The 22,362-nt window shown below is 60.6% G+C and carries 22 protein-coding genes and 2 tRNA genes; 12 read left to right on the plus strand and 12 right to left on the minus strand.

Translation table 11 applies throughout. The features are described 5' to 3' along the window. The first annotated feature begins 27 nt into the window (after window positions 1-27). Window positions 28-750: a hypothetical protein gene (locus WC683_09115; protein ID MFA4972761.1), complete on the plus strand. Its 723-nt coding sequence runs from the start codon at window positions 28-30 to the stop codon at window positions 748-750. Window positions 751-752: 2 nt separating this feature from the next. Here WC683_09115 and cutA read toward each other — a convergent pair whose 3' ends face one another. Beyond that, complete coding sequence (gene cutA, locus WC683_09120) at window positions 753-1,073, minus strand: divalent-cation tolerance protein CutA (GenBank protein ID MFA4972762.1); 321 nt, start codon at window positions 1,071-1,073, stop codon at window positions 753-755. Then, the gene (locus WC683_09125) at window positions 1,070-1,633 is read right to left on the minus strand and encodes a cob(I)yrinic acid a,c-diamide adenosyltransferase (GenBank protein ID MFA4972763.1); all 564 of its coding nucleotides are present in this window, start codon (window positions 1,631-1,633) and stop codon (window positions 1,070-1,072) included. The genes cutA and WC683_09125 overlap by 4 nt, the downstream gene beginning before the upstream one ends. An 83-nt stretch (window positions 1,634-1,716) precedes the next feature. Here WC683_09125 and WC683_09130 point away from each other — a divergent pair, with 83 nt between their 5' ends. Next, a complete protein-coding gene (locus WC683_09130) occupies window positions 1,717-2,205 on the plus strand; it encodes an isoprenylcysteine carboxylmethyltransferase family protein (GenBank protein ID MFA4972764.1) in 489 nt (162 codons plus the stop codon). 1 nt (window position 2,206) lies between these two features. Here WC683_09130 and WC683_09135 read toward each other — a convergent pair whose 3' ends face one another. The 4 genes from WC683_09135 to WC683_09150 form a co-directional block, all read right to left on the minus strand. Then, window positions 2,207-2,722 (minus strand): tetratricopeptide repeat protein, encoded by a 516-nt coding sequence (locus WC683_09135; GenBank protein MFA4972765.1) that lies wholly within the window; start codon window positions 2,720-2,722, stop codon window positions 2,207-2,209. Beyond that, on the minus strand, window positions 2,665-5,070 hold the full coding sequence (locus WC683_09140; GenBank protein ID MFA4972766.1) for a PBP1A family penicillin-binding protein: 2,406 nt from the start codon (window positions 5,068-5,070) through the stop codon (window positions 2,665-2,667). The genes WC683_09135 and WC683_09140 overlap by 58 nt, the downstream gene beginning before the upstream one ends. A gap of 22 nt (window positions 5,071-5,092) precedes the next feature. Further along, window positions 5,093-5,182, minus strand: a tRNA-Ser gene (locus WC683_09145). A gap of 10 nt (window positions 5,183-5,192) precedes the next feature. Next, a complete protein-coding gene (locus WC683_09150; GenBank protein MFA4972767.1) occupies window positions 5,193-6,152 on the minus strand; it encodes a hypothetical protein in 960 nt (319 codons plus the stop codon). Between the two features lie 199 nt (window positions 6,153-6,351). Between WC683_09150 and WC683_09155 the strand changes: the two genes are divergently transcribed. The 5 genes from WC683_09155 to WC683_09175 all read left to right on the plus strand — a co-directional run bounded on the left by WC683_09155 (window position 6,352) and on the right by WC683_09175 (window position 14,341). Further along, the gene (locus WC683_09155; GenBank protein MFA4972768.1) at window positions 6,352-8,070 is read left to right on the plus strand and encodes a chloride channel protein; all 1,719 of its coding nucleotides are present in this window, start codon (window positions 6,352-6,354) and stop codon (window positions 8,068-8,070) included. A gap of 53 nt (window positions 8,071-8,123) precedes the next feature. After that, on the plus strand, window positions 8,124-8,597 hold the full coding sequence (locus tag WC683_09160) for a hypothetical protein (protein ID MFA4972769.1): 474 nt from the start codon (window positions 8,124-8,126) through the stop codon (window positions 8,595-8,597). Between the two features lie 29 nt (window positions 8,598-8,626). Beyond that, entirely contained in the window at window positions 8,627-10,240 is a 1,614-nt protein-coding gene (locus WC683_09165) for a carbon starvation protein A (GenBank protein ID MFA4972770.1), read from the plus strand. A gap of 193 nt (window positions 10,241-10,433) precedes the next feature. Then, on the plus strand, window positions 10,434-12,278 hold the full coding sequence (locus WC683_09170; protein ID MFA4972771.1) for a hypothetical protein: 1,845 nt from the start codon (window positions 10,434-10,436) through the stop codon (window positions 12,276-12,278). A gap of 68 nt (window positions 12,279-12,346) precedes the next feature. Next, window positions 12,347-14,341 carry a hypothetical protein gene (locus WC683_09175; protein MFA4972772.1) on the plus strand — a complete coding sequence of 665 codons (1,995 nt, stop codon included), beginning with the start codon at window positions 12,347-12,349 and terminating at the stop codon, window positions 14,339-14,341. On the opposite strand, the gene WC683_09180 is transcribed toward WC683_09175, so the two are convergent. Further along, window positions 14,319-14,576 (minus strand): hypothetical protein, encoded by a 258-nt coding sequence (locus tag WC683_09180; GenBank protein ID MFA4972773.1) that lies wholly within the window; start codon window positions 14,574-14,576, stop codon window positions 14,319-14,321. The two genes, WC683_09175 and WC683_09180, sit on opposite strands and share 23 nt — an antisense overlap. On the opposite strand from WC683_09180, the gene WC683_09185 reads away from it, so the two are divergent. After that, entirely contained in the window at window positions 14,575-15,228 is a 654-nt protein-coding gene (locus WC683_09185) for a transposase (protein MFA4972774.1), read from the plus strand. The genes WC683_09180 and WC683_09185 overlap by 2 nt on opposite strands. A 55-nt stretch (window positions 15,229-15,283) precedes the next feature. On the opposite strand, the gene WC683_09190 is transcribed toward WC683_09185, so the two are convergent. From WC683_09190 to WC683_09200, 3 genes are read right to left on the minus strand one after another with little or no spacing between them, the layout of a single operon-like run. Further along, window positions 15,284-15,622 (minus strand): hypothetical protein, encoded by a 339-nt coding sequence (locus WC683_09190; protein ID MFA4972775.1) that lies wholly within the window; start codon window positions 15,620-15,622, stop codon window positions 15,284-15,286. After that, on the minus strand, window positions 15,619-15,873 hold the full coding sequence (locus WC683_09195) for a hypothetical protein (GenBank protein MFA4972776.1): 255 nt from the start codon (window positions 15,871-15,873) through the stop codon (window positions 15,619-15,621). Before WC683_09195 ends, WC683_09190 begins: the two co-directional genes overlap by 4 nt. A gap of 42 nt (window positions 15,874-15,915) precedes the next feature. Continuing rightward, window positions 15,916-16,935: an NAD(P)H-dependent glycerol-3-phosphate dehydrogenase gene (locus WC683_09200; GenBank protein ID MFA4972777.1), complete on the minus strand. Its 1,020-nt coding sequence runs from the start codon at window positions 16,933-16,935 to the stop codon at window positions 15,916-15,918. Window positions 16,936-17,078: 143 nt separating this feature from the next. Here WC683_09200 and WC683_09205 point away from each other — a divergent pair, with 143 nt between their 5' ends. Next, a complete protein-coding gene (locus WC683_09205; protein ID MFA4972778.1) occupies window positions 17,079-17,402 on the plus strand; it encodes a PilZ domain-containing protein in 324 nt (107 codons plus the stop codon). 141 nt (window positions 17,403-17,543) lie between these two features. Next, window positions 17,544-19,034: a hypothetical protein gene (locus WC683_09210; protein MFA4972779.1), complete on the plus strand. Its 1,491-nt coding sequence runs from the start codon at window positions 17,544-17,546 to the stop codon at window positions 19,032-19,034. A gap of 12 nt (window positions 19,035-19,046) precedes the next feature. On the opposite strand, the gene WC683_09215 is transcribed toward WC683_09210, so the two are convergent. Next, window positions 19,047-20,756 (minus strand): lysophospholipid acyltransferase family protein, encoded by a 1,710-nt coding sequence (locus WC683_09215; protein MFA4972780.1) that lies wholly within the window; start codon window positions 20,754-20,756, stop codon window positions 19,047-19,049. A gap of 2 nt (window positions 20,757-20,758) precedes the next feature. Continuing rightward, window positions 20,759-21,700 carry a hypothetical protein gene (locus WC683_09220; protein ID MFA4972781.1) on the minus strand — a complete coding sequence of 314 codons (942 nt, stop codon included), beginning with the start codon at window positions 21,698-21,700 and terminating at the stop codon, window positions 20,759-20,761. Window positions 21,701-21,833: 133 nt separating this feature from the next. Between WC683_09220 and WC683_09225 the strand changes: the two genes are divergently transcribed. Then, a tRNA-Pro gene (locus WC683_09225) sits at window positions 21,834-21,912 on the plus strand. A 64-nt stretch (window positions 21,913-21,976) separates the two neighbouring features. Beyond that, a complete protein-coding gene (locus tag WC683_09230; GenBank protein MFA4972782.1) occupies window positions 21,977-22,315 on the plus strand; it encodes a P-II family nitrogen regulator in 339 nt (112 codons plus the stop codon). Window positions 22,316-22,362 lie beyond the last annotated feature (47 nt).

A 22,362-nucleotide genomic window follows, 5' to 3' on the forward strand; every position in this document is an offset into this window, starting at 1 on the left:
AGCAGCAGCCGGTGTTAGTCCAGTGATATGGTAATAGAGAAGATACATGCCGGACTCACAAACCTTCCGCCCGCGTGGATAAGCAGGGCCGTGTCGCGCGGCGGCACGATGGCGAACGCCCAGGAGATAAGAAAGATCCTGGGGGAACCCCTGCCCGAGGTGGTCGATCCATCCACCCTTTCGCCCGAGATCGCCGGCTTTTTCGGGGCAAGGGGGCTCTTGGAGAGGCTGCGCAAGAAGCTCTCGATCTTCTCCCGCAAGAAGGGCGGAAAGATCATCCCGGCCAAAAACACGATCGCCTCGGTCGACGAGGATGACAACCTGTACGTGGGCGTGGATTTTCTGGCGCAGCACGGCGACGACGAGGAGCTCATCGCCGGGATCGTGGCGCACGAATGGGGCCACATGATGAGCGACCTGCCCAAGGGCGTCGACTGGTCGCACTTAACCTGGGACCAGCTCCATGCGATCCGGCGCGACGAGGAGGGGGACGCGGACGCGTTTGCAGGCCGCGCCATGTTCCTCATGGGCTACTCGGTGGAGCCGATGGTCGAGTTCCTCTCCAGCATGGACCGCCGCAAGAAGGACAAGAACCTCCCCTGCCACAAGTACCACAACTTCGCAACCAGGGCGGCTATCATCCGCGAATCGTTCGAGGCTGAGGAGCGGGCCATGAAGACCGCAAAGAGGATATTCGCTTCAAAGGACGGAACCGGACCAAAGGTAGGCAGGATAATCGGGGCTGGATAGATCTACCTGGTTCCCTCTTCCATCCACTTCAGATACTCATCCATGCCGTCCGTGATGGAAACCACGAGGAACTCGGGGACCTCGTAGCTGTGGTGCTTTGAGATCGCCTTCTTGATATCGGCTATCCTGCCCTCCACGGTCTTGATGAAGAGCAGGTACTCCTGGTCCGAATGGACCTTGCCCTCCCACTCATACACGGATTCGATCTTAGGGATTATCTGCACGCACGCCGCGAGCCGTTCCTTGACGAGGACTTCGGCGAGAGAACGCGCCTCGCCCTGTTTGTTGGTCGTGGTCATCGCTATGCAGGGTTCGGACTTCACGGGTTCTCCTTCGTGCAGAAGGCGACCCCTGCGGAGCGCTCTATATAGCGGGCGAGCATGAAGAGGTAGTCCGAGAGGCGGTTGAGATATATGACCCCCTGCTCGTTTCCGTACGCGCCGTGCTGCGCAAGCTGCGCCACCTGTCTCTCGAGCCTGCGCGCCACCGAGCGGGCTATGTCCATCGCGGCCGAGGCCTCGCAGGCGCCGGGGATTATGAACGAGCGCGGGAGTTTTATCTCCTTCTCAAGGGCCTCTATCCTCTTCTCGATGTGTTCCACATGGTGCGCAGCCGTTGGCTCCACAAACTTGAGCGCCGACGGGTCCGTGCAGGCCAGCTCGGAGGCCAGCCTAACCAGGTCCAGCTGCAGCTCCTGCATCTCACGCGCCACCTCGTTGCACTTCCCGCCATACTTGTCGGTAAGCGCCCTGGCGAGCCCGATGTGGGAATTGAGCTCGTCGAGCACTCCAAAGGCCTCGATCCGGGGGTCCGCCTTCGCGATCTCCTCGCCGGAGAGAAGCCTGGTCTTGCCCCTGTCGCCCGTCCTGGTGACTATGCCCATGTGTTTATATTTAGAAAATAGCGGGGATATTGTAAATGATGATGATTGACACGGCTCACTAACAAAAATATCATTTCATCACCATGTTCGTCTTCCGCACCATCATATGGGGCACCGTCTTCATGGCCCTCTCGCTGATAGCAGGGCCCTGGGTGGCGATGCGCTTCGACGGGAGCTTCCCTGTCATCGACCTGGGGGCGCTGCGCTACGCCGGGATATTGTTCATAATCGTGGGAGCGCCTCTCACCCTCTACTGCGGCGCCGTGCTCCTCATCCCCGGGGCCTCCAAGCCCGCGCCCTACGACGCCGGCGGGGTATTCACCGTGGCAGGCCCTTACAAGTACGTGCGAAATCCGTTCATGCTGGCTGTTCTCGTCACGATGTGGGGAGAGGCGCTCATCATGTCGCGCATCGCTATGTTCGCCTACACCCTGATCATCAGCTGGGTGATCCACTTCTGGGTGCTCTTCTACGAGGAGCCCTCCCTCGAAGAGAGCCTCGGCCAAGAGTACAGAAAATACCGCAGGACGGTTCCCCGCTGGTTACCGAAGTTCAAGAAATACAAGGGGTGAATCAGAACGACTGATCGAGAGGCGAAGGCATCATCTCGTGCGATCCGCCGGAGCCGAGTTCCTTCCGCAGATCATCTATCCGGGCTGTCCAGTCTTCATCATGCGAGAGCAGCGCCTCGGCCTTGTCCAGTATGCCCAGCGCAACGTCCGTCTCGCCCTGTCTTGCCCGCGCAAGGGCCAGGTAATAGTAGGCGGCCCCGTTGGTCGTGTCCACGTTGACCGCGTCGCTGAAGGCGCCGGCAGCGCGCTCGTAGTCCCCCTGCTCCAGGATCGCCCTGCCCTTTGTGAGGAGTCTGTCGGAGGCCTGCCGCTCCGGCCCTACCACGGCCTCAGGCGCAGTCATCGGCTCCTTCATCTCCTTCGGCGGGGGTCGGTGCGCACCGGAAGGCAGCTTCTTGTGGGTGGGTTTTTTGGGACATCCCGAGAGGAGGAGCGCCAGGACGAGGAGCGCGATCAGCGTCAGAACTCCGTGGGGGCGGTTTCTCTTGCCGATGAATCCAGCTTTATCTCGTCGCATGACTTGTCAGGCTCCGTGCCCTTTATGAAGACCTCGAATTCGCCGCCAGGACACGATGAATCGGAAAGTCCCCCGGTGATCGGATCGACTTTTACCAGAATGACCCCGGGCGGGCCAGTAAAATCGCCGTCGCCGTTGGGGCGGACCGCCTTCATGAAGCGCGACCAGATGGGCAGCGCGCCCGAAGCGCCGCTCAAGTTGACCGCGGTGTTGTCGTCGTATCCCACCCATGAAAGCGCGAGCAACTTCGGCGTGAAGCCCACGAACCACGCGTCCCGGTAGTTGGACGTGGTGCCGGTCTTGCCGGCTGCAACCGCCGTGAAACCGTGGCTCCGCGCACCGGCCCCCGTCCCCCTGTCGATCACCCCTTTGAGCATGCTCGTGGCGAGGAAAACCGGGGCGGCGTCGAACTCGCGCTTCATGGTCATGGATTTCTTCTCCAGGACCTGACCCTCCTTGGTCATCAAGTTGATGATGGAGATCGGCTCCGCCCTTATCCCCGCGTTCGGGAAGATCGTGTAGGCGCTCGCCATCTCCATGGGCGTGACCTCGAAGGACCCAAGCGCCATGGACGGCACCGCCGAAAGCTCGCTCTTTATCCCCGCGTCCCTCGCGGTCTTGATGACGTTCTCCAGCCCGGCGTCTATCGCGAGCTTGGCCGTGGCTATGTTGTAGCTGTGCTCGAGCGCGTTCCTTAAGGTTACGGGCCCGTGCTCTTTCTTGTCGTAGTTCGCGGGGCTCCACTTTTTGCCCCCCGACTCAACGGAGAACGAAGCGTCGTCGATGAGGGAGGCGGGCGTGAACATGACCTTGCTGCGCGCAGGGTCCAGGGCCGTGAGATAGACGAACGGCTTGAACGTGGAACCCGGCTGGCGCATGGCCTGGGTGCAGCGGTCGAACTGTGAATCCGAATACTCGCGGCCGCCGACCAGCGCGCGCAGGAACCCGGTGGAGGGCTGGACCGCGACGAGGCACGCCTCGAGTTTCCCCTCATGACCCTTGGGCAGTTTGTAGGCAAAGTCCTTCTCAAGAGCGGCGATCCCCTGCTCCACCGCCCCCTCGGCGGCCAGCTGCATGAACATGTCCAGCGTGGTGAAGATCTTGAGCCCCTCGGTCTTGAGGATCTCGGACGGATAGAGGTCGGCGAGTTGCCTCTTCACGAAGTCTATGAAGTACGGCGCCACGACGGCGCGAGTCCTGACCTTGGGCGTCACTATCTTCTCGCCCTTCGCGCCCTCGTACTCCTGCTTATCGATGAAACCCTTCTCGAACATGCGCGCCAGCACGAAGTCGCGGCGCTCCTTCGCTTTCTCCGGGTTGGATATGGGGTTGTACTGACTCGGCGACTTGATCATGCCGGCTAGCAGCGCGCACTCTGCGATCGAAAGCTGGCCCGCGGCCTTGCCGAAGTAGAGGCGACTGGCCTCCTCCACGCCCGAGACGGACGTGGAACCGCGCTGGCCGAGGTATATCTCGTTCATGTACGCCTCTAATATCTCGGCCTTCGAATGTTTGCGCTCTATCCTCGACGCCATCAGCATCTCGTTTATCTTCCTTGTGAAAGACTTCTTGGGATACAGGAAGAAGTTCTTCACGAGCTGCTGTGTGAGAGTGGAGCCGCCCTGCACTATGCGCATGGCCTTGAGGTTGGCCATCGCCGCACGCATTATGCCCACAGGATCGATGCCGCCGTGCTCAAAGAAGCGCTCGTCCTCGATCAGGATTATCGCCTGCACCAGCTTCTCCGGCACCTCCTTGAGCGAGACAGGCGTGCGATCCTCCATCTTCTCGTTGAATATGGAGGAGACCTGCTCCGGCTCCAGCTTCACCACCTCCATCGCCTCACCCGTGTCCAGCCTCTTCACGCCCTTCACGAGTCCGGCCTCAAGATCGAGCTGCACAGGAAAACCCTCGAAGCGCTCGCCGGGATACTCGAAGTCGTGCAGGTAGATGATAAGACGGGCGTCGCTCAGCGAATATTCGCCCGGACCTTTGGCATCCGCGCCTGTATTACGGTAGCCGAGGCGGTCAAGTTTTGCGACTATCTTGCGGTCGTTGATGTTGAAACCGGGATAGAGGTACTCGGCGTCGGAATAGACGCGCGACGGCAGATCCCATTTGCGCGGCCTGTCGAACTTGGCCTCGATCTGCGAATCCAGCTTGTGGAAGTGGTAGAGCATGGCGATCCCAACCACGATCGCTATCAGGACGAGGAATTTGAGGATCTTTATCCCCTTCTTGGCCTTGCTAACCAGGCCCAGCCCGTGTTTGCCGATCTCTCGCCTGCGCTTCTCCATGTCCCTCTGGCGCTCGGTCTGTCTCTTGTTGCGGCGGTAGTAAGGTGACACCTGCACTCCTGTTCAATCCTATTGGCGGAGAGGGGGAGATTCGAACTCCCGGACCTCGTAAAAGGTCAGTGGTTTTCAAGACCACCCGTTTCGGCCGCTCACGCACCTCTCCAAATTCCGCCCTACTTCCATCTCGACGGCGGCTTCTGGACATCCAGATCGCTGTCAGGGGCTCCCACTTGCTCGAAATCATCGACCTGTTTGACGGGCGCAGGTGAAACGGCCGGCGGCGGAGCTGTTTTTTTCGACTGAGGGACATGGCCGCTCTGAGGCGTCTTCACGTCCTCGAGCCTCACAGCCCCCTGAGGCACAGGCTCGGGCACGTAGCCGGGCAGATCGCTCTTGGGCGCGCCGTAACTCGCCGGCGGAGTGGGCATGGCCTGCGGGGCAGGGGGAGGGGCCGGGGCCGCTATCTTCGGTGCGGGCGCTGGGGCCGGGGCTGGGGCCGGAGCAGGCGCAGGAACCGGCGCCGGATACGTGGGCGCTGGGGCCGGCGCCCTGGAAGAACCGGGGTACACCGGCATCTTGTCGGACACGCCCGGTATGTAGTGCCTGAGGACCACGGGTTTGTCGCCTGACGATTCATAGATCGAGCCCCGTTCCTGAGCCTGGGCAGTTGCCTTCGCAGGCGCTGGAACAGGTACAGCAACCTTCGCAGGCGCCGGAGCAGGTGCAGGAACCGGGGCCGGCGCAACATACGCGGGAGCCTGGACCGGGGCCGGTTTCAACGCGCCGCCCTTTCTTGCGTCGAACTGCTCCAGCGTCACGGCGCCGGCCGGCGCCGCCTCGTCGCACGCTCCGGGCAGATCGCACTTTACAGAGCCGTATCCGGAATGGCCCTGACCGGAATAAGACTTGGGGGTCGAATAAGACTTGGGAGCCGAATAGGGTTTGGCTGCAGGCTTTGGCTCTGCCGGTTTTGCGGGCGTCGTCGGCTTCTCCGGTATTATCGTGCGCGGCGGCGGCTCCGTGGTCTCAGTTACGGTCTCGCTTCCCTGGCCCGTGACCTGAGTCTGCGCCCACAAAGGCGCACAGACAAACATTGCGGCTGCGACAAAAGACACGACGATGAACTTGCGCATATCGGCCCCCTTGACTTTGTGCGAGAGTGTAGCATTTTCGTCGCAAATGACAACCGCCTAGCTGCACCCGCAAGATCGGGGGCGGCACAGCGCGGACCCGACCAGGACCGAGATGGAAGAGAGCGAACAAACAATCGGAAGAAAATCCCTCCTCGCAAGGATCAAGGCGTATCCGGGCAAAATTTTTTGGGCGCTCTCGATGCCGGGTGCAACCCGTAAGCTGCTGGCCTTGGCCCTGCTGGTCGGCCTCATCACCGGGCTCGTCTCCTGTGTGTTCCAGTGGTTGATCGACGCGATCACCAGGATATCCTTCGGCGCTCAAGGCAGCATATTCTCTGGTCCATGGCGCTGGGCAGTCCTTTTCATACCGGCGCTGGGAGGCCTCTTGGTCGGCCCTATGGTCACGCGTTTTGCGCGCGAAGCGAAAGGCCACGGCGTGCCCGAGGTGATGCTGGCCGTGGCGCGAAAGGGAGGAAAGATCAGACCCGTGGTCGGCGTCGTGAAGGCACTGGCCAGCGCGATCTGCATAGGCAGCGGCGGTTCGGCCGGAAAAGAGGGGCCGATCGTGCAGATCGGCTCCGCATTCGGCTCGTCGGTCGGGCAACTCTTCCGCATGCCCGGTGGAATGACCAAGATGCTCGTCGCCTGCGGCGCGGCAGGCGGCATCTCCGCCACATTCGCCACCCCGATCGCCGGCGTGCTCTTCGCCATGGAGGTGATACTCCAGGAGTTCACCGCCAGCGCCTTCTCTATGGTAGTCATCTCCTCGGTCACCGCATCAACGGTTTCAAGGTTGATCCTCGGCGAGGGGTTCTTCTTCCACGTGCCTGAGTACGACCTGGTCAGCCACTGGGAGCTCTTCCTGTTCGCAGCCCTGGGCGCGATCGCAGCGCTCTACGCCCGTGCATTCGTGAAGATCCTCTACAAAACCGAGGACGTGTTCGACGGGATCCGCATGCCGGAGTGGCTCAAACCCGCGCTCGGCGGCCTCTTCGTGGGAGCGATGGGGCTCGCCCTGCCGCAGGTGCTCGGCACGGGCCACGCAGCGACGGAGGCGGCGATGCTAGGCCAGATGAGCGCCCTCGCCCTCATCGTCCTGTCCGCAGCGAAGATATTCGCCACATCGTTCACACTCGGCTCGGGCGGCTCGGGCGGCGTATTCTCGCCCTCGTTATTCATCGGCGCCATGCTCGGCGGCTCCATGGGACGGGCCTTCTCGGGGCTGTTGCCGGGCGTGGTCGGTTCGCCCGGGGCATACGCGCTCGTCGGCATGGGGGCCCTCTTCGCCGGGGCCACGCGCGCGCCCATCACCGCTATCATCATCGTCTTCGAGATGACCAACGACTATGAGATCATCCTGCCCGTCATGACCGCGGTCGTCATCGCCACACTCGTCTCGCGTCTGCTGAGCGAAGAGACCATCTACACCCTCAAGCTCCTGAGGCGCGGCATCAGGCTGGGTGCGCCCAGGGAGGACGCGCTCGCGATGATGGCCGTGCGCGACGTCATGCGCGAAAAATTCGACAGCATAGACGAAGACACCAAACTCATAGACCTCATCGACAGGCTCCAGCATGGAACCCAGCACGGATTCCCGGTCCTCGACGGCCAGGGCAGGCTAGCGGGGCTCATCACCTTCGCGCAGGTCAGGGCGGCGCTCTCCGTGATAGGCGAGCTCGGCGAAATGGTGGTCGCAGGGGAGCTGATGCTAGCCCCGCCACCGGTGGCCTTTCCGGACGAGAGCATCGCGCAGATAGCCGAAAGACTGGAGATAAACGATGTGGACAGACTGCCGGTCGTGGACCCCGACGATCCGGAGCGGGTCGTAGGCCTCATCACGCACAACGACATACTCCGCGCTTACCGCAGCCGCATCGGCAAGGCCCGAGCCGAAGCCCTCGACGGCATGGGGATATGATTGCCATCTCCTTCCCGTGTGATATAAATCCGTCACCCTAAAAGGAGGATCCCATGAAGAAAATCGCAATCGCAACAGTGATCGCAGCATTCTTGCTCGCCGCCTCTGCAGCCATCGCCAAGGACGTGCCGGTCGGCAAGGGCGCCTCGGTCCACACCATCGTGGCCACCCAGCCGACGGACGTGGAGGTGGTGAAGCCCTACGACAGGGCGATCAGCATCAAAAAACTGGGCAAGAAGGACACAGCATACTGGCACGCATCCGGCGGCTCCTATCTCATAGCCGGCGATCATGCCTACCTCTGGTGCGCGATCTACGAGTCGAACAAGGACAAGGCCAAGTACCATTGGGTCGCCATCAACACCGAGGCGTTCCACGAAGCGATGAAGCTCAACAACACATTTGAGGGCGGAGTCGCCTTCTATCTTGTGACGAACGACGGCAAAATGACTCACCTCACCGCGTACCCGTACAGCACGCTGGACGCCATGACCCGCGGCGAGAAGATCATCAACGTGAACGAATAGCAGGGAACTCCGGGCAGGATCAAAACCCTATGAACGCTGCGACCATACTGGCGGCCAGCATCGTGCTGTTCGCGATCGCCTACCGCTTCTACAGCCCCTGGATCGAGCGGAGGCTCGGCGTGGAAGCGGGCAGGCGCACGCCCGCGCACACCATGCGCGACGACGTGGACTACTGCCCGGCGAGGATGCCGGTGCTCTTCGGCCACCACTTCGCATCCATCGCCGGCGCGGCTCCGATCGTAGGCCCCATAGTGGCCGCGGCGTACGGATGGCTGCCCGTGATCCTCTGGATCGTGATCGGCGGGATATTCATGGGCTCTGTCCACGATTTCGCCTCGCTCGTCGCCTCGATACGCCACAGCGGAAGATCCATAGGCGAGGTGATCGCGGATCACGTGGGCAGGACAGGCGGCAAGATATTCCTCGTCTTTCTCTTCGCAGCGCTGGTGCTGCTCATCGCCGTGTTCCTCGTCATCGTCGCAAAGACCTTCGCCGAGGTGCCCTCCGCCGCCACCGCATCCATGCTCTTCATAGCGCTCGCCGTGCTCTTCGGCATCGCGGTCTACAGACTCAGGTTTCCGATCTGGCTCTCCACGATCGTGGGCGTAGCACTGCTCGCCTCCTGCATGCTCGCCGGATGGGCGTGGCCCATAAGACTCTCCGAAACCACGTGGGCGCTGCTGCTCCTGGCTTACTGCTTCATATCCTCGGTCACTCCCGTATGGATCCTCCTGCAACCGCGCGACTATCTCAACTCGTTCCTCCTGTACGCGCTTGCGGCGGGTGTGGTGGCGGGGATATTCGTGGCTCAGCCCGAGCTCAAACTGCCCGCCTTCGCGTCATGGTCCGATCCCGGGATAGGCCCCCTCTTCCCGATGCTCTTCGTCACCGTGGCCTGCGGCGCGATATCCGGCTTCCATTCCATCGTGGCCTCCGGCACCACGGCAAAACAGCTCGACCGCGAAAAGGACGCCCGGCCCATAGGCTACGGCGCGATGCTGGTGGAGTGCTTGGTCGCAGTCGCGGCGCTGATCGCAGCGGCGAGGCTCGCAACATCCGACTACGCATCCACGCTCGCGTCCCAGGGCCCCGTGGCGCTCTTCTCCGCAGGGACCGGCGAGATGCTCTCGAAACTGGGGATAAAGGCCTCGTCTGGCGCTCAATTCGCAGCACTGGCGGTGTCGGCATTCGTCATGACCACGCTCGACACGGCGACACGGCTCTGCAGGTTCGCGTTCCAGGAGTTCTTCGCGCCGAGAAGGGGCAAAAAACCGGGCATCCTCTCCAAAAATCGTTATATCGCCACAGCGGCGACGATCGCCTGCGCCGCAACGCTGGCGCTCTCGGGGAGCTGGAAGGCCATATGGCCGATCTTCGGCGCCTCCAACCAACTGCTGGCTGCGCTGGCGCTGCTCGCGGTCTCGATCTGGCTCAAGAGCAAAGGGAAGAAGACACGATTTCTCGAGATACCCATGGTCGCGATGTTCGTGATAACCCTATCCGCATTAGGCTCGATCGTGTGGACGAATTACGCGAAAGCCAATTACACGATTTCCGCCATCGGCGCCGCGCTCTTTGCCCTGGCTGCGCTGCTCGTGATCGAATCCGTCAAGTCCATCCGGCGCACCATGGAATCCCGGTAATAATCCAGTCCGTCATTTTCATGACGTTTCTTGGTAAGTTTTTACCCACGCACACCCTTTCCATTGTTTATGGTCGTCATATATCTCAATAAAACCAACTAGTTACATCAATCGGGGACATCCCTCCTTTGGCACGTTTTATGCTGATTTTAGGGGGGTGGATTGCGTGTCCCTGTAAAAAAGGGGGGTTGCCATGTTTTCTAAATATACGAAGAGCATTTGGATGATCGGCGTGATCCTGGCTGCGATGATCTCGCTGGCCGGCTGCCACGGCGGCGAGGCCTCCAGCGACACAGGAGGGAGCGAGGAACCCACGCTGCCCACCACCACGTTCAGCGCAGCAGCCGGCGCCCGCGACGGGACGGTCATCGAGTTCTCCGAGGCCATGGACACCGCCTCTGTCGAGGCAAATCTCCACATCGTCCAGGGCGATTACTCCTCCGCAGACGCCGACATCTCCAAGGCGGTGAGCGACGGCGACGAGATCGATGACGTATCGTTCATCTGGAGCGGCAACACCAAACTCAGGCTACGCTGGCCTGCGAGGTACGGCGCCGACTACACGATCTTCGTGGACACGAGCGCCATGACCGAGACCGGGGTGAACCTGGCGGAGAGGGTCGTGGGCCTCGCACAGGTCGAAGACAACCCCTACGACTTCATCGGCTCCGACAATATGGCGGACCTGGATCTCCCGGATTACTTCATCCTGGATAACGAAGCCAAACAGCTCCCCACCTTCCTGGTGATGACGTACCCCGAGATCACAAGCCTGATTGCCAGCAGTGTGACGGTAGATATGAGCAAGGCCATCACACTGTCTGACTATTGGTATTACTCCAACGCCGAGACCCAGTATTCAAGCGTGAAAATGGGCAGGCTGGACGGCGAGTCAACGGTCATCGCGGCGCGGCTCAACCAGGGCCAGGTGCAACTATTCAGACAAGAGCCGGTGGATGATGAGACCAAGATGGGTTCCCCCTCCATGATATTGGGGAGCGACTTGAAGGAAGTGCACGGATGGGCGCCGCTCGGCGACCTCAATGCAGACGGATATCCCGAATTGATATTCGCAGGGGTGAAGATCGACGGGACTTTGGGCCTCTACCTGGTCCCGGGCGCATCCGGATTCTTTGAGACGCATGGAGAAACGCCGGCGACCGACCAGTCGCTGTACCAAGTCGCCTATGAAACCTCGACGATCGGGAAGTTCTCTTACTGCGGCAAATTATCGTCCCTTGCCTCCGACGTCATCGCCGGCGGCGACTTTGACGGCGACGGATACGACGACTTCGCCCTCTGTTACGTTCAGAGCAACGAATCAAAGGCGGATGTCTCCGGCGAGCAGCAGAGCGTGCACATCTACCACGGCGCCGAATCCTTCTCGCCCGATCTCTTCGGCAGCTACTCCATAGTGAACATCGAAGCCAATTCATCGCTCACCCTGGACAGCGTCATAGCCGCGGACATAAACGGCGATATGGTGGACGACATCATAGTCCCGTACTTCAACAAGGCCAGCGTGTCCAAAGCCATAACGTCCTACGACAGCGGGATGCTCGTCTTCTTCGGAGAAAAGGACGTGCGCGCGAGTCTGGTCGTGCCCACCGACGCGGACGTGGACATAAAACTGGGCACCGCGACCGATATCGCAGGCAGGAACGTGGGCGACATCAATGCCGACGGATTTGAGGACATGGCTGTTGTGATCACAGACGTCGACCTTGTGTCAGGCAACCCGACAAGCAGGATGCTCGGCATAAAAGGCCAGGCCGCATGGAACGCCGTGATCAACACGGAGGATATCGTCGCTACCGCCGACTGCACAGGAATGATGGAAGGCGGCATGTGCACCGATATCAACGCCCTGGGCGACGTGGACAATGACGGATACGACGACATGGGCATGTGGATCAATATAGCAGAAGTCTCATACATGTATTATTTGCTCGGCGGCGCCAAGGACGCAGGCAGCGGCGAGATAACCGCGGGAGACGCCAGCGGCTTCAAGATGATGGGGGGACTCATATACAGATGAGCATCTGCGTATGGATATAGGCAACGCTTGAACATGAGCTGTTTGGATGGAAAACCCAGGAGGCGGTTATGAAGATAACAAAATTCAAGGCCTTGATCGCAGCGATCTTCACCCTTACGCTTTCCGCCCACGGTTGCGGCGGAGGGGCGATGGACTGGATCGACGCCAGCTCAGGCGACGACACGATCACGCCCAGCGGCACGTACGCCGAGTTCGTGGACAAGGGGTTGGTCGTGCATTTTGAGACGCCGATCTCTGTGGATGCATCCGTCTCCAAGGCCATTTCCGCATCCAACTTCTCGGTCACAGAGGACCTGACCGGTGCGGCCGTGACCATCAACAGGGTCGTGCCCGCCTCCGACGGCCTGAGCGTCGCGCTCTACGGCGCCTTCAAGTACATGACCAGCCACAACGTAGCCGCCACCGGCCTTGTGGATGCGAACGGCGCGGCGATCGCCGACCTCAGCCTCTCGGCAGAAACCTCATTCAACCCGCGTTCGCTCAGCGGCGGCAGATATGGTGATCTCTTCGTGGCGCTCGGCAGCTTCGCAGCCATGTTCAACGGCCTGGATCTAGTGCCTGACTCCGAGGACTCGAACGAGATCGCTTTCCTGCCGCTCCTATACGGATCATGGATGTACACAGACCCGTTCAGCGAGGAGGGCTGTAGCTTGGGCTCATCAAGCCTCAACATCCCGGCCTACATGCAGATAGGGGACGGCCACAGTTTCCTGGTGGGGAGGGTGGGCACTGCGTTGACCTGCGGCGACATATTCGCGGAGGGCTCGGCAGGTATTTCCGTGGACAAGGGAATGGTAGAGGTGTCTCGAACGACCTTCCTCTTCTTCGAGGACAGGGACGCGGGGCCTGTGGCGGAATTCATGCCTGCGGGTGACTCGATCGTCATGGCCTTCCCGGTCATGTCTCCGCCATTTGACTTCAACGGCGACGGGATAGCCGACTTCGGCTTTGTGGAGACGAGCACGGAAGATCTGGAGGTCGACAAGGCAGCACCGGGGCTCTCTTTTGCCGGCTATGAGTACCTGAGGATATTCTTCGGCAGGGCTGCCGGCGGATTTGCCGGCAGGATCGAGATCTCCGAGGCGGACGTGACGATCCCGGTGGATGGATTCGCAGAGAGCAAGAGCGTGTATGACGCCTGGGTTTTGGGGCTCGAGATGGGCGCAAACCCGCCCTACTATCCTGCCTTTGCGCACGGCGACCTCGAAGGAGACGGGTTCGACGACATAGCGCTCGCCGTCTATGACACCACCCTGGGCAGGATGGTGATCAAGGTATGGAAGGGCGCCGCGGAAGCGGGTGTGCGACTGGAGCCGGACTCCATAGTCTCTGCGCCGGGCAACCAGACGTATCCCGAGATGGTGCCGAACGTCCTCATCGCGGACGTGAACGGCGACAGCATGGAGGATATGATCGTGGGCAGCACCTTTGAGATCGCGCCCTATGCAGGAATTGAGGGGGGGGTGTGGAATCTTTCCAATGATTGGGGAAAGATAGGGGATTTGGGGGGGCTGCCGGTAGTGGATCCCGGCATGGTGCAGATCATCCTCGGCCGCAACCCTTGGCCGGCCAGACTTTCCACGGCAACCGCGAACGCGAGGATAATCGAGGAAAACGCCAGGGATGAACTGGGAAGGGTCACGCCCCTCGGCATGATAGCGAGCGACTACAACAACGACGGGTACGCGGACATGCTCCTCGCCGCTCCGCGAGCGGTCTACGATTCGAGCGCGATGGTATACAGGGGCAAGGTCTACCTGTTCTTTGGAGGGGCCGACATAGGCGTTGACGCGGCCTGGGAGGAGATGTCTGCGGGCGATGCGGACGTGGTCTTCCTCTCCGATATCACGCAGGATATCATGAGCGGGATCGTGCTGTACGACCCCGGAGACATGCTCAACGACGGGAACCCGGACGCCTTCATCGCCGCAGGTCGCGCCTCGGGCGCAGCCCTGTATTTCCACAACCTGGCCGACGACTCCGCGGGCGTCTACGGGCCTGCTGACGCGAAGGCCATAGTCAACCTGAGCCTCGGCAGATAAAGATGCGGCCGCAATAAAAAAGGCCCTGCTGATCGCAGGGCCTTTTCATTGCTCTTTTATTGGGGACGTTCCACCCCTCTCCATCCTCACGGAATGATTCTACAATATCGAGCAAGTTGAAAAAGCTGCTGTGGATAACTGCAGTGGTGCAGTGTTTTTGTGCACCCCGCAAAATCTTTCCCTCAATTTCAAAGCGTTTTTCCATGGCATAATGATTGCAAATCAGTATCAGCATGCCGCGCGGCCCGCGAATCCTTCCAGAGGAATGCCACCTACACATCATATGCAGGGGGAACGACGGTTGCCGCGTGTTCCGCAATCAGGACGACTTCATGCAGATCAAGCGCACGCTGCTCCGGTTCCTGCCGGCAATCGATCTCACCATCCGCCATCATGCGCTTATGCATACTCATTTCCATCTTCTGGCATGGGCAGGGCGCACAACCCTGCTGGCTGGCGCGATGAAAGCCGCCCTGCTCTCCTATGAGCATTACTATCGCAGAAAATACGGGCACCGCGGGCATCTGTGGCACAGCCGCTACCGGAGCATCATCATCAAGACCGATGGGCAGTACCTGCAGTGCGCCCGATATGTGGAACTGAACCCGGTGTATGCCGGAATTTGCCGACTCCCTGAAGGCTATCGCTGGACGAGCTATCGATATTACGCCGATGGGCTGCCCGACCCGCTCGTCTCGCCCGACGCCGACCTTCTGAAGACAGAGGGATGGACCGCAGGCGAGGCAAACGCTTCATACAGGAAGTTCGTGCTGGCTGGGATCGATCTCGATTATCAGCAAGAGAAGAAAAGATTTGAGCGAGAGGTATTCGAAAAATATGGGCCGAAAGTTGTCCACAGTAAAAATTTCAAAGTGCCCTCTAAATAACAACTATTACGGTAGGTTGGTTGGGGGTGGAACGTCCCCCATCTTTCTTTGCTTCTCATTCCTTTATCTTCCTCAACGTTATCACGAGCCCCCGCTTTGATTCGCGCTTCGCCACGACGTCGTAGCGGTCCGCAGCGAGGCTCGCCACGTCCGCGATCATGACGTCGTCCTCGGCGGCCATCGAGCCCTCGAACTCCAGGTGCATCTGGCTCACCATCGTGGGGATGAACAGCGTGACATACGGCAGGGCCCTCAGGTTCTTCTCTATCACCTCCACGTCCTGGGCGCTCCTGGTGCCCAGTATGATGACGGTGAATTTCGAATCATCGCAGGGGGCGGCCATGGAATACAGCCCGACGGCGATCGCAAGGGTGACGGCGGCAAGGAGCTTCATAGGTAGTTTTCAAGCGGCGTGAGCGACTCGATGCGCTCGATCTCGATGGTAGCCCTGTCGTCGTTGTCCGCGATGACGATCTGTCCGCCGTCGAGGTCCACGTGCTCGAGCACTCCGGAATAGACGATGCCGAACGCGATGATCTCGACCTTCTTGCCCTTGGAGTCGATGAGCCCGCGCAGAAGCGCATCCTCCTCGATGGAGAAGTCGAGGTCGAATTTTTCGCCCTTTTTCTGCTTCTTCTTTGGCATGGGTTGAGCTGTATAACTAAAGCACACGGCGGTCAAGATGCCTCAGCCGAGCAGCGCGCCCAGCTCCACGGCGAGGGGCATGTTGCAGAGCTCCTCCGCCGCCTTCCTGGGTGCCAGTCCTTCAAAGAGGATGCGGTACATCGCGTCGCATATCGGGACGTTGATCCCGTGTCGCGCCGCCAGCCTGTGGACCGCCTCTGTCGTGGGCAGACCCTCTATCGCCATGCGCATCCCCTTCTTTATCTCGTCCGCCCGCTTCCCGCGTCCCACCTCGAAACCGAGCGTGTAGTTGCGCGAGAGATGCGCGGTGCATGTGAGCACGAGGTCGCCGATGCCCGAGAGCCCTGAGAAGGTTATCGGCGATGCGCCCAGCGCCTTGCCGATCTTTATCATCTCGTAGAGGCCGCGCGTGATGATGGCTGCGCGCGTGTTGTGGCCGAGGCCCAGGCCGTCGGAGAGGCCGGCCGCGATCGCGATGACGTTTTTCACGGCGCCGCCCACCTCCACGCCGATCACGTCGTCGCCGGTGAAGGTGAGGAAGGTGTCGGTGCGAAAGAGCTCCTGCACCCGCGCAGCGACGCCGGCGTCGCTGCCTGCCACGACCACGGAGGTCGGAAGCCCCATCGCCACCTCGCGCGCGAAGCTGGGGCCTGAGAGGACCACGCGATTATTTGCAGGATGATTCAATAGGCACTCGGCCAGCACCTGACTCATGAGCTTGAGGCTCTCCACCTCGATGCCCTTCGTGCAGCTGACCACGACCGCATCCGCAGGCAGCGCCTCGCTCAACTCCAGCCAGACCTTCCGGACAAAATGCGAGGGGACTGCGGAGACCACGATCTTCGAACCTTCGACCGCGTCCTGAAGACGGTCGGTGGCGCAGAGCCCCTTCGGGAGTCCTATCTCCGGGAGGAAGTAGGGGTTCTTGAATTCGCGGTTGATGCCCTGCGCGACCTCGGGCTCGTGCGCCCAGATCAGGACATCTCCCCCCTTTTCAGCCAGGAGCTTGGCCAGCGCCGTGCCCCAGGAACCCGCGCCTATGACCGCTATCCTCTCCGCCATGCGCTTGTAATTATCCGGTTTTTAGCCCTTTGCAACCGCTAATTACCGCCGACAAAAGACACGCAACTTTTTTTCGAGAGTGCCGATACAAGGGGTGACAACGATCGCAACCCCGGATATGTTCAGCCCAGATGAGGTCTGAAATGGAAGAGAGAAGACGCCACCAGAGAGTCGAAGTCGCCTTCCCGGTGCTGCTGAGACACGCCGGCAGAATCATCCCGGCCACGGCCCTCAACATAAGCTGCGGCGGCATGTTCATCAAGGCCGACCAGCACGACATCGTCGCCGACAAACCGGTGGAGGTCATCTTCGACCTCTCCCAGGAAGAGCGCGACGTCTCCATGCGCGGCAAGATCACCCGGCTTGAAGAGGCAGGCGACGAGACCGGACTGGGCATGCAGTTCACCAATCTATTCTCCCTCTCGCACAAGGCAATCGAACGATTTCTCAAAGACCGTTTTAATTGATTTCTCTTTAATTACAAATAATTAGGCATCCCCCTCCCCCTATTCCCAGCGCCGAAAAAAAACGTAAAAAGATAGCAACATCCGATCGTTGCCTCCGATAACCCCTTTGTCAGCGCTTTTGCGAAAAGAGGAGGAGAAAAGTTGCCGAACCCGGTGGACAGAGAGAATTCCACAGTGATCAGCCTTCACAGGACTATCTCCGATCACGAACAGAGGCTGCGCCGAATCGTCACCCTCGTGCGAGGAGACGACGACTCCTATGAAAACGCGATAAACGGATTCATCCACGATTTCACTTCCGGAGGATCCGTGGGCAGGCCCTCGCTCTTCCCGCGACTCGTCGCAGGGAACATGGCGCAGGGATTCACCACCGATGCGCTCAGCGCGTCGTTCGACGACATACTGAGAGAAAATAGGGATCTCTTCTGGTTGCAGGATCTGGCGGACGGCGGCTTCGTGGCCCACACGCCGCAAGGCCGGATGATCATCGGAGCCGACAAGTCGAGCTTCGACAAAGAAGAGATAAACTCGGCGATGTTCGCGATCTTCGCAGTCTCCTCCGGCATGCGCATAAAGGGCCCTGTCCTCGGGCAGCTCGATCACAGCGCCGTGATCGACGGCGGCATATACCCGTTCGACGACGACGCCATGACCAGCGACGGCTCCTTCAGGGTGGAGCGCCTCAACAACTACGAGGTGATGATAGAGGGCTACAGGGACAAGCGATGGAGGGTGTCGCTGCTCGACCAGTTCATCAAGGAGCTGGGCCGCATAAGCGAAGCCGAAGAGTATATGCAGACATGGGAGGGCCTCTCGCACGACCTGTACTTCCTTGCGGAAAAACTCTGGATCAAGCTGCAACGCGTATCCGAAAGGCCGGAGGAGATCGCCGGGAGCGACGGCTACTCCCCCTCCATCGTCGAATCCATCTCGCAGACCGCCAGGCCTCTCAAGAGGCTCTTCAGCGCATTCCCCGCATTCAAGGAGAACCAATCCCTCAGAGGTTCCTGGGAACGCACTTTCGTCACGGGCCTCATCGAGCATATGGCGGACCGTTTTCCGTGGCTCGATCTTGTGGGCGATCGGTCTAAAGAGGGCAACGTCGTCAGGCTCGGAAAAATACTAGGCGGCTCAGACGCAGCAAGCGAATGCCGAGACATCTATTGCCCGCTCTCCCTCATGAAGGCCTTCGGCGCGGATCGCGAAGCGCGCCGATGGCTCAACATAGAGGTGAATGCGCCTGAGGAGTTGCGGATAATCTCCAGCAGAAACAGGCCGCTGCAGAGGCTGATCTCGGCTCTCATATTCTCGCTGGGCGCGTCGCACAGATACGACAGCTCGTCGCCAACCACGGCCGCACTGCCTTCGGAGCCGACGCACGTTTCGGTGGAATGGATCGAAAACGAGAAGGGTCTCCTGGTCAGGGACCTGACGAAGAGCCGCAGCGCATTCGCAGCCCTGGACCCGAACAGCAAGGGCAGAGAAGATCTGGACAGACTCGCCTCGGGAATCGGCGGGACAATCGACTATCGCTGGAAGTCGCTGGCAATCACAATCCCGGAGGCGCCGCCTCCCATCGGAGGCGCCGCCGTCCTGGGAAGAATAGCGCTGAGGCCTCCCCTGCTCAGATAGCGGACGTACGAGTCACACGGGAATTTCATCCGCAACACGCCCTTTGAATGCGAGCAGATCCTCACGCGATGCGAAGTTGAGCATCAGGTGGGCAAGCTCGCCCACCAGCCTCCGCCATGCGGCGGGCCGGCAGCAATAGATCGCATCCAGGACCGCGTGAAACAGGAAGTCGTCGCCGCGCCAGGGTTTCACCGCGAGCGAGACCTCCTCCAGCTCGTTCGCGTCCAGGAGATCGCGGATATCTTCGAAGAAGCGGCGCTCAAGCACGGCATGCACCCCTGCCGCAGCCTTGAGGGAGGCGTCTATTCTGAGGAGCAGATGGTTCGCGAACTCGAAGTATCTCTCCTCTCCCTTGGTCGCGGGTTCGTCCTGTTCAGGCGATTTGAGCCCTGCAACCTCTTTCGCGGCGACGGATATCGGCTCCCCCACTACGAGCCTGATCTGAACGTTGGAGAGGATATCGCAACGCCCCCTCGGGCAGGCGATGCCCGTCCCTCGGATGGCGATCGGCACGATCTTCACGTCGTCGGGCCTGCCCGCGGCTGCGATCTCCATCGCGGATTCGGCGGCGATGAACGCGGCGCCCTTCTTGAGGTGCGCGCCGTCCTTCTTTATCCGCGAGCGCGAGCCGACGGTGTAATACGCGGAATCGATCCGCTCGCCCGAACGCCCGACGCAGGAAACGGCACGCGTGCCCTGCGGGAACACGCCCAGTTCATATTTTTCCTCCACCATCTTCTCCGTGGCGGCCCAGACGACTCCCCTAGCCCTCGCCGGCGTGGCCTCCCCCTTTCTATCCACGAAGATCATGCCGAGCGCCTCCGCCGCGCGGCCGAGGCCAAGCATCCTGTAATAGAACAGGTTGTCGCGGAAGTGGTCCCTGGCCATGAGGAATGACGGCGCCGAGTTCCTATCGGATCCGCCTTCCGCGGCCTGCGGCCTGGCCGCTAACGCCAGCGACGCCAGCGCAAAGTCCAGGAAGCTCGCATGCGTGTAGAGGAACATCTGCGGAGAGCCCTTCGCAGGGAGGAGCTCTTTCCCATCGACCCTGACCTCCGCCCTCATGAGCTGCGCCACCCTCGACGCCCAGATGAGGGAGAGCGAACCGGCGAGCTTTCGGAGCCACCGGTGGTCCTTGATGTCGCTCCCGTGGACGAGCAGCCTCGCGATCCAGGCGGTGCTCCATGCGCCGCAGAGCAGTGTGGGCCAGCGGAGCTTGGCGGACCGTCCGTTGCGGAAATCGAGATGCGCGTGATCCACCGTCCTGGCGGGTTCCGCCGGCAACCTGTGTCTGACCGCGCCGGAGATACAGACGAAATGGTCGAAGAACTCCTGCGGATGCACGGAGGGATTTCTGCGGGCAAACTCCGCAATCGCGATGTGCCCCTCCCTGCGGAAGTGGCGCTGCGCCCAGCCCGCCCCCATGAACGCGATCGCGGCGGCCGCCACATAGGCGTGTTCCGGACTCTCAAGCTCCAGGGCCCAGAAGGCGTGCCAGAGAAAACCGATCGCCAGGTACGCGGTGACGATGGTGTCCCTCGGCAGAAAGACCGCGTGCTCCCACAGCCCGAAGAGGCGGTTGACGGGCATGAACGCCCTGCTTCCGCTCTCGAACGCGAGCCCGGCCACGCGAAACAGGGGGACCGCGTAGAGGGCCGCGAGCGCGGGCACGAACCACCACCGCAGGCGGAATATTCCATCGGCCAGCGAATACCACTCCATCTCTAGTCGCTCCGCTTCTTCACGCCGGTCGAGACCGCACGAGGCCTCGCAAGCGAGGTGAGTTCGTAGCTGAAATTGATTTCGACGGGTCTCTTGCCTATGTTGAATCTCTCCTGCCCGAGCCTCTTGGATATGCGCGCAGATACCGACTCCGCGGAGCCCGGCTGCGTCTCATAGACCGTGGTTATGAGGCCCTTCTCCGGGTTGGCGGTGACGCCGTCTATGGGGTACCTGACCAGCGACTTGACGTAGTTCTCGACCTGTTCGACCAGGTGGCGCCCCTTGAGGATCCCGAAGCGTTTGCGGATCACGGGGTAGTTCGTGATCGAGATGTCGTAGCGGAATGCGCGCTGGCCTGCGAGCGCGCGGTGCGCCACCTCCTTCGTGGAGGGAAAGACCATGTGGAAACCGACGCGGTTGCTTGCCGGGACGTCGGCCCAGAGCCTGCCGTGCTGGTGCATGACGCTCTCCCTGAGCCCACCCAGAGAGACTCCGCTCTCATGATCGTTGCCGCCGTCAAACAGAGAGGCCATATAAGACTTCTGGTCCGCCTCGCGGAGGAAGCGATCCAGGGCGTCGAACGAGAATTCGACCCCGTCGCCGCTCTGCAACGCGAACTTTTTCACTCCAACGGAGAGAGAACCCTTGCGCGGAGAGCGCATGACCAGGTGTTTGAGCAGCGCGTCGATCGCCTTCTGCGCCTCCCTCTCGTCGACCCAGACCCTGGACAGCGCCTCGGACATCTGCACCGAGTAGGAGACCTGCCTGGAGAGGAAAAACTGGTCGCAGCCGGTCAGGACCCTGCGTATGAGGAGCATGGGATCCACGCTCGCGAAAGGCTCAACGGCCTTCTTCGGCGCGGGTTTGGCGGACTTTCGGGCGCCGTCCATCACAGGCCGGGTTTTTTTGGCTTTGGGGCCGGATTTTTTTCTCTTCTGCGCCATCGAAACGTCTTTCTATTATAACGCCGCGATAAAAACAAGCCATCTGGATCAGGGGAAACGGCCGTTGACACTGCCTGGCGTTTAATCTAGACCACCCGCACCATAAAGTTTCCCTGATGCATCTCTCTTTGGTCGGGGTGTAGCTCAGCCTGGTTTAGAGCGCACGGTTCGGGACCGTGAGGTCGGAGGTTCGAATCCTCTCACCCCGACCAAGGGGAGATGCCTTTGTTTTTCGTGGACAGTGCTTTTTTCGCATGTTAGTTGCGCCCTATCACCATGAAGAAGATCGAAGCCATCATAAAGCCTTTCAAACTCGACGAGATCCGCGAGGCGGTTCAGGAGCTGGGCGTCCAGGGCATGACCGTCACCGAGGTGAAGGGTTTCGGCAGGCAGAAGGGGCACACCGAAGTATATCGCGGCGCCGAATACGTGGTTGACTTCCTACCGAAGATAAAGATAGAGATCGTCGTCCCAGAGGAAAAGGCGGCCGAGGTCGCCTCCGTCATCCAGAAGCGGACCCACACGGGCCGCATCGGAGACGGCAAGATCTTTATAAGCAGCATAGACGACGTCGTAAGGATTCGCACCGGCGAGACCGGCGAATCAGCCCTGTAGTCCTTTTTTTTTTCTCCAAGTACAGACGGCAGTCATAACCTATCTCA

Source organism: bacterium, from assembly GCA_041648665.1.
Lineage (GTDB): Bacteria > UBA10199 > UBA10199 > 2-02-FULL-44-16 > JAAZCA01 > JAFGMW01.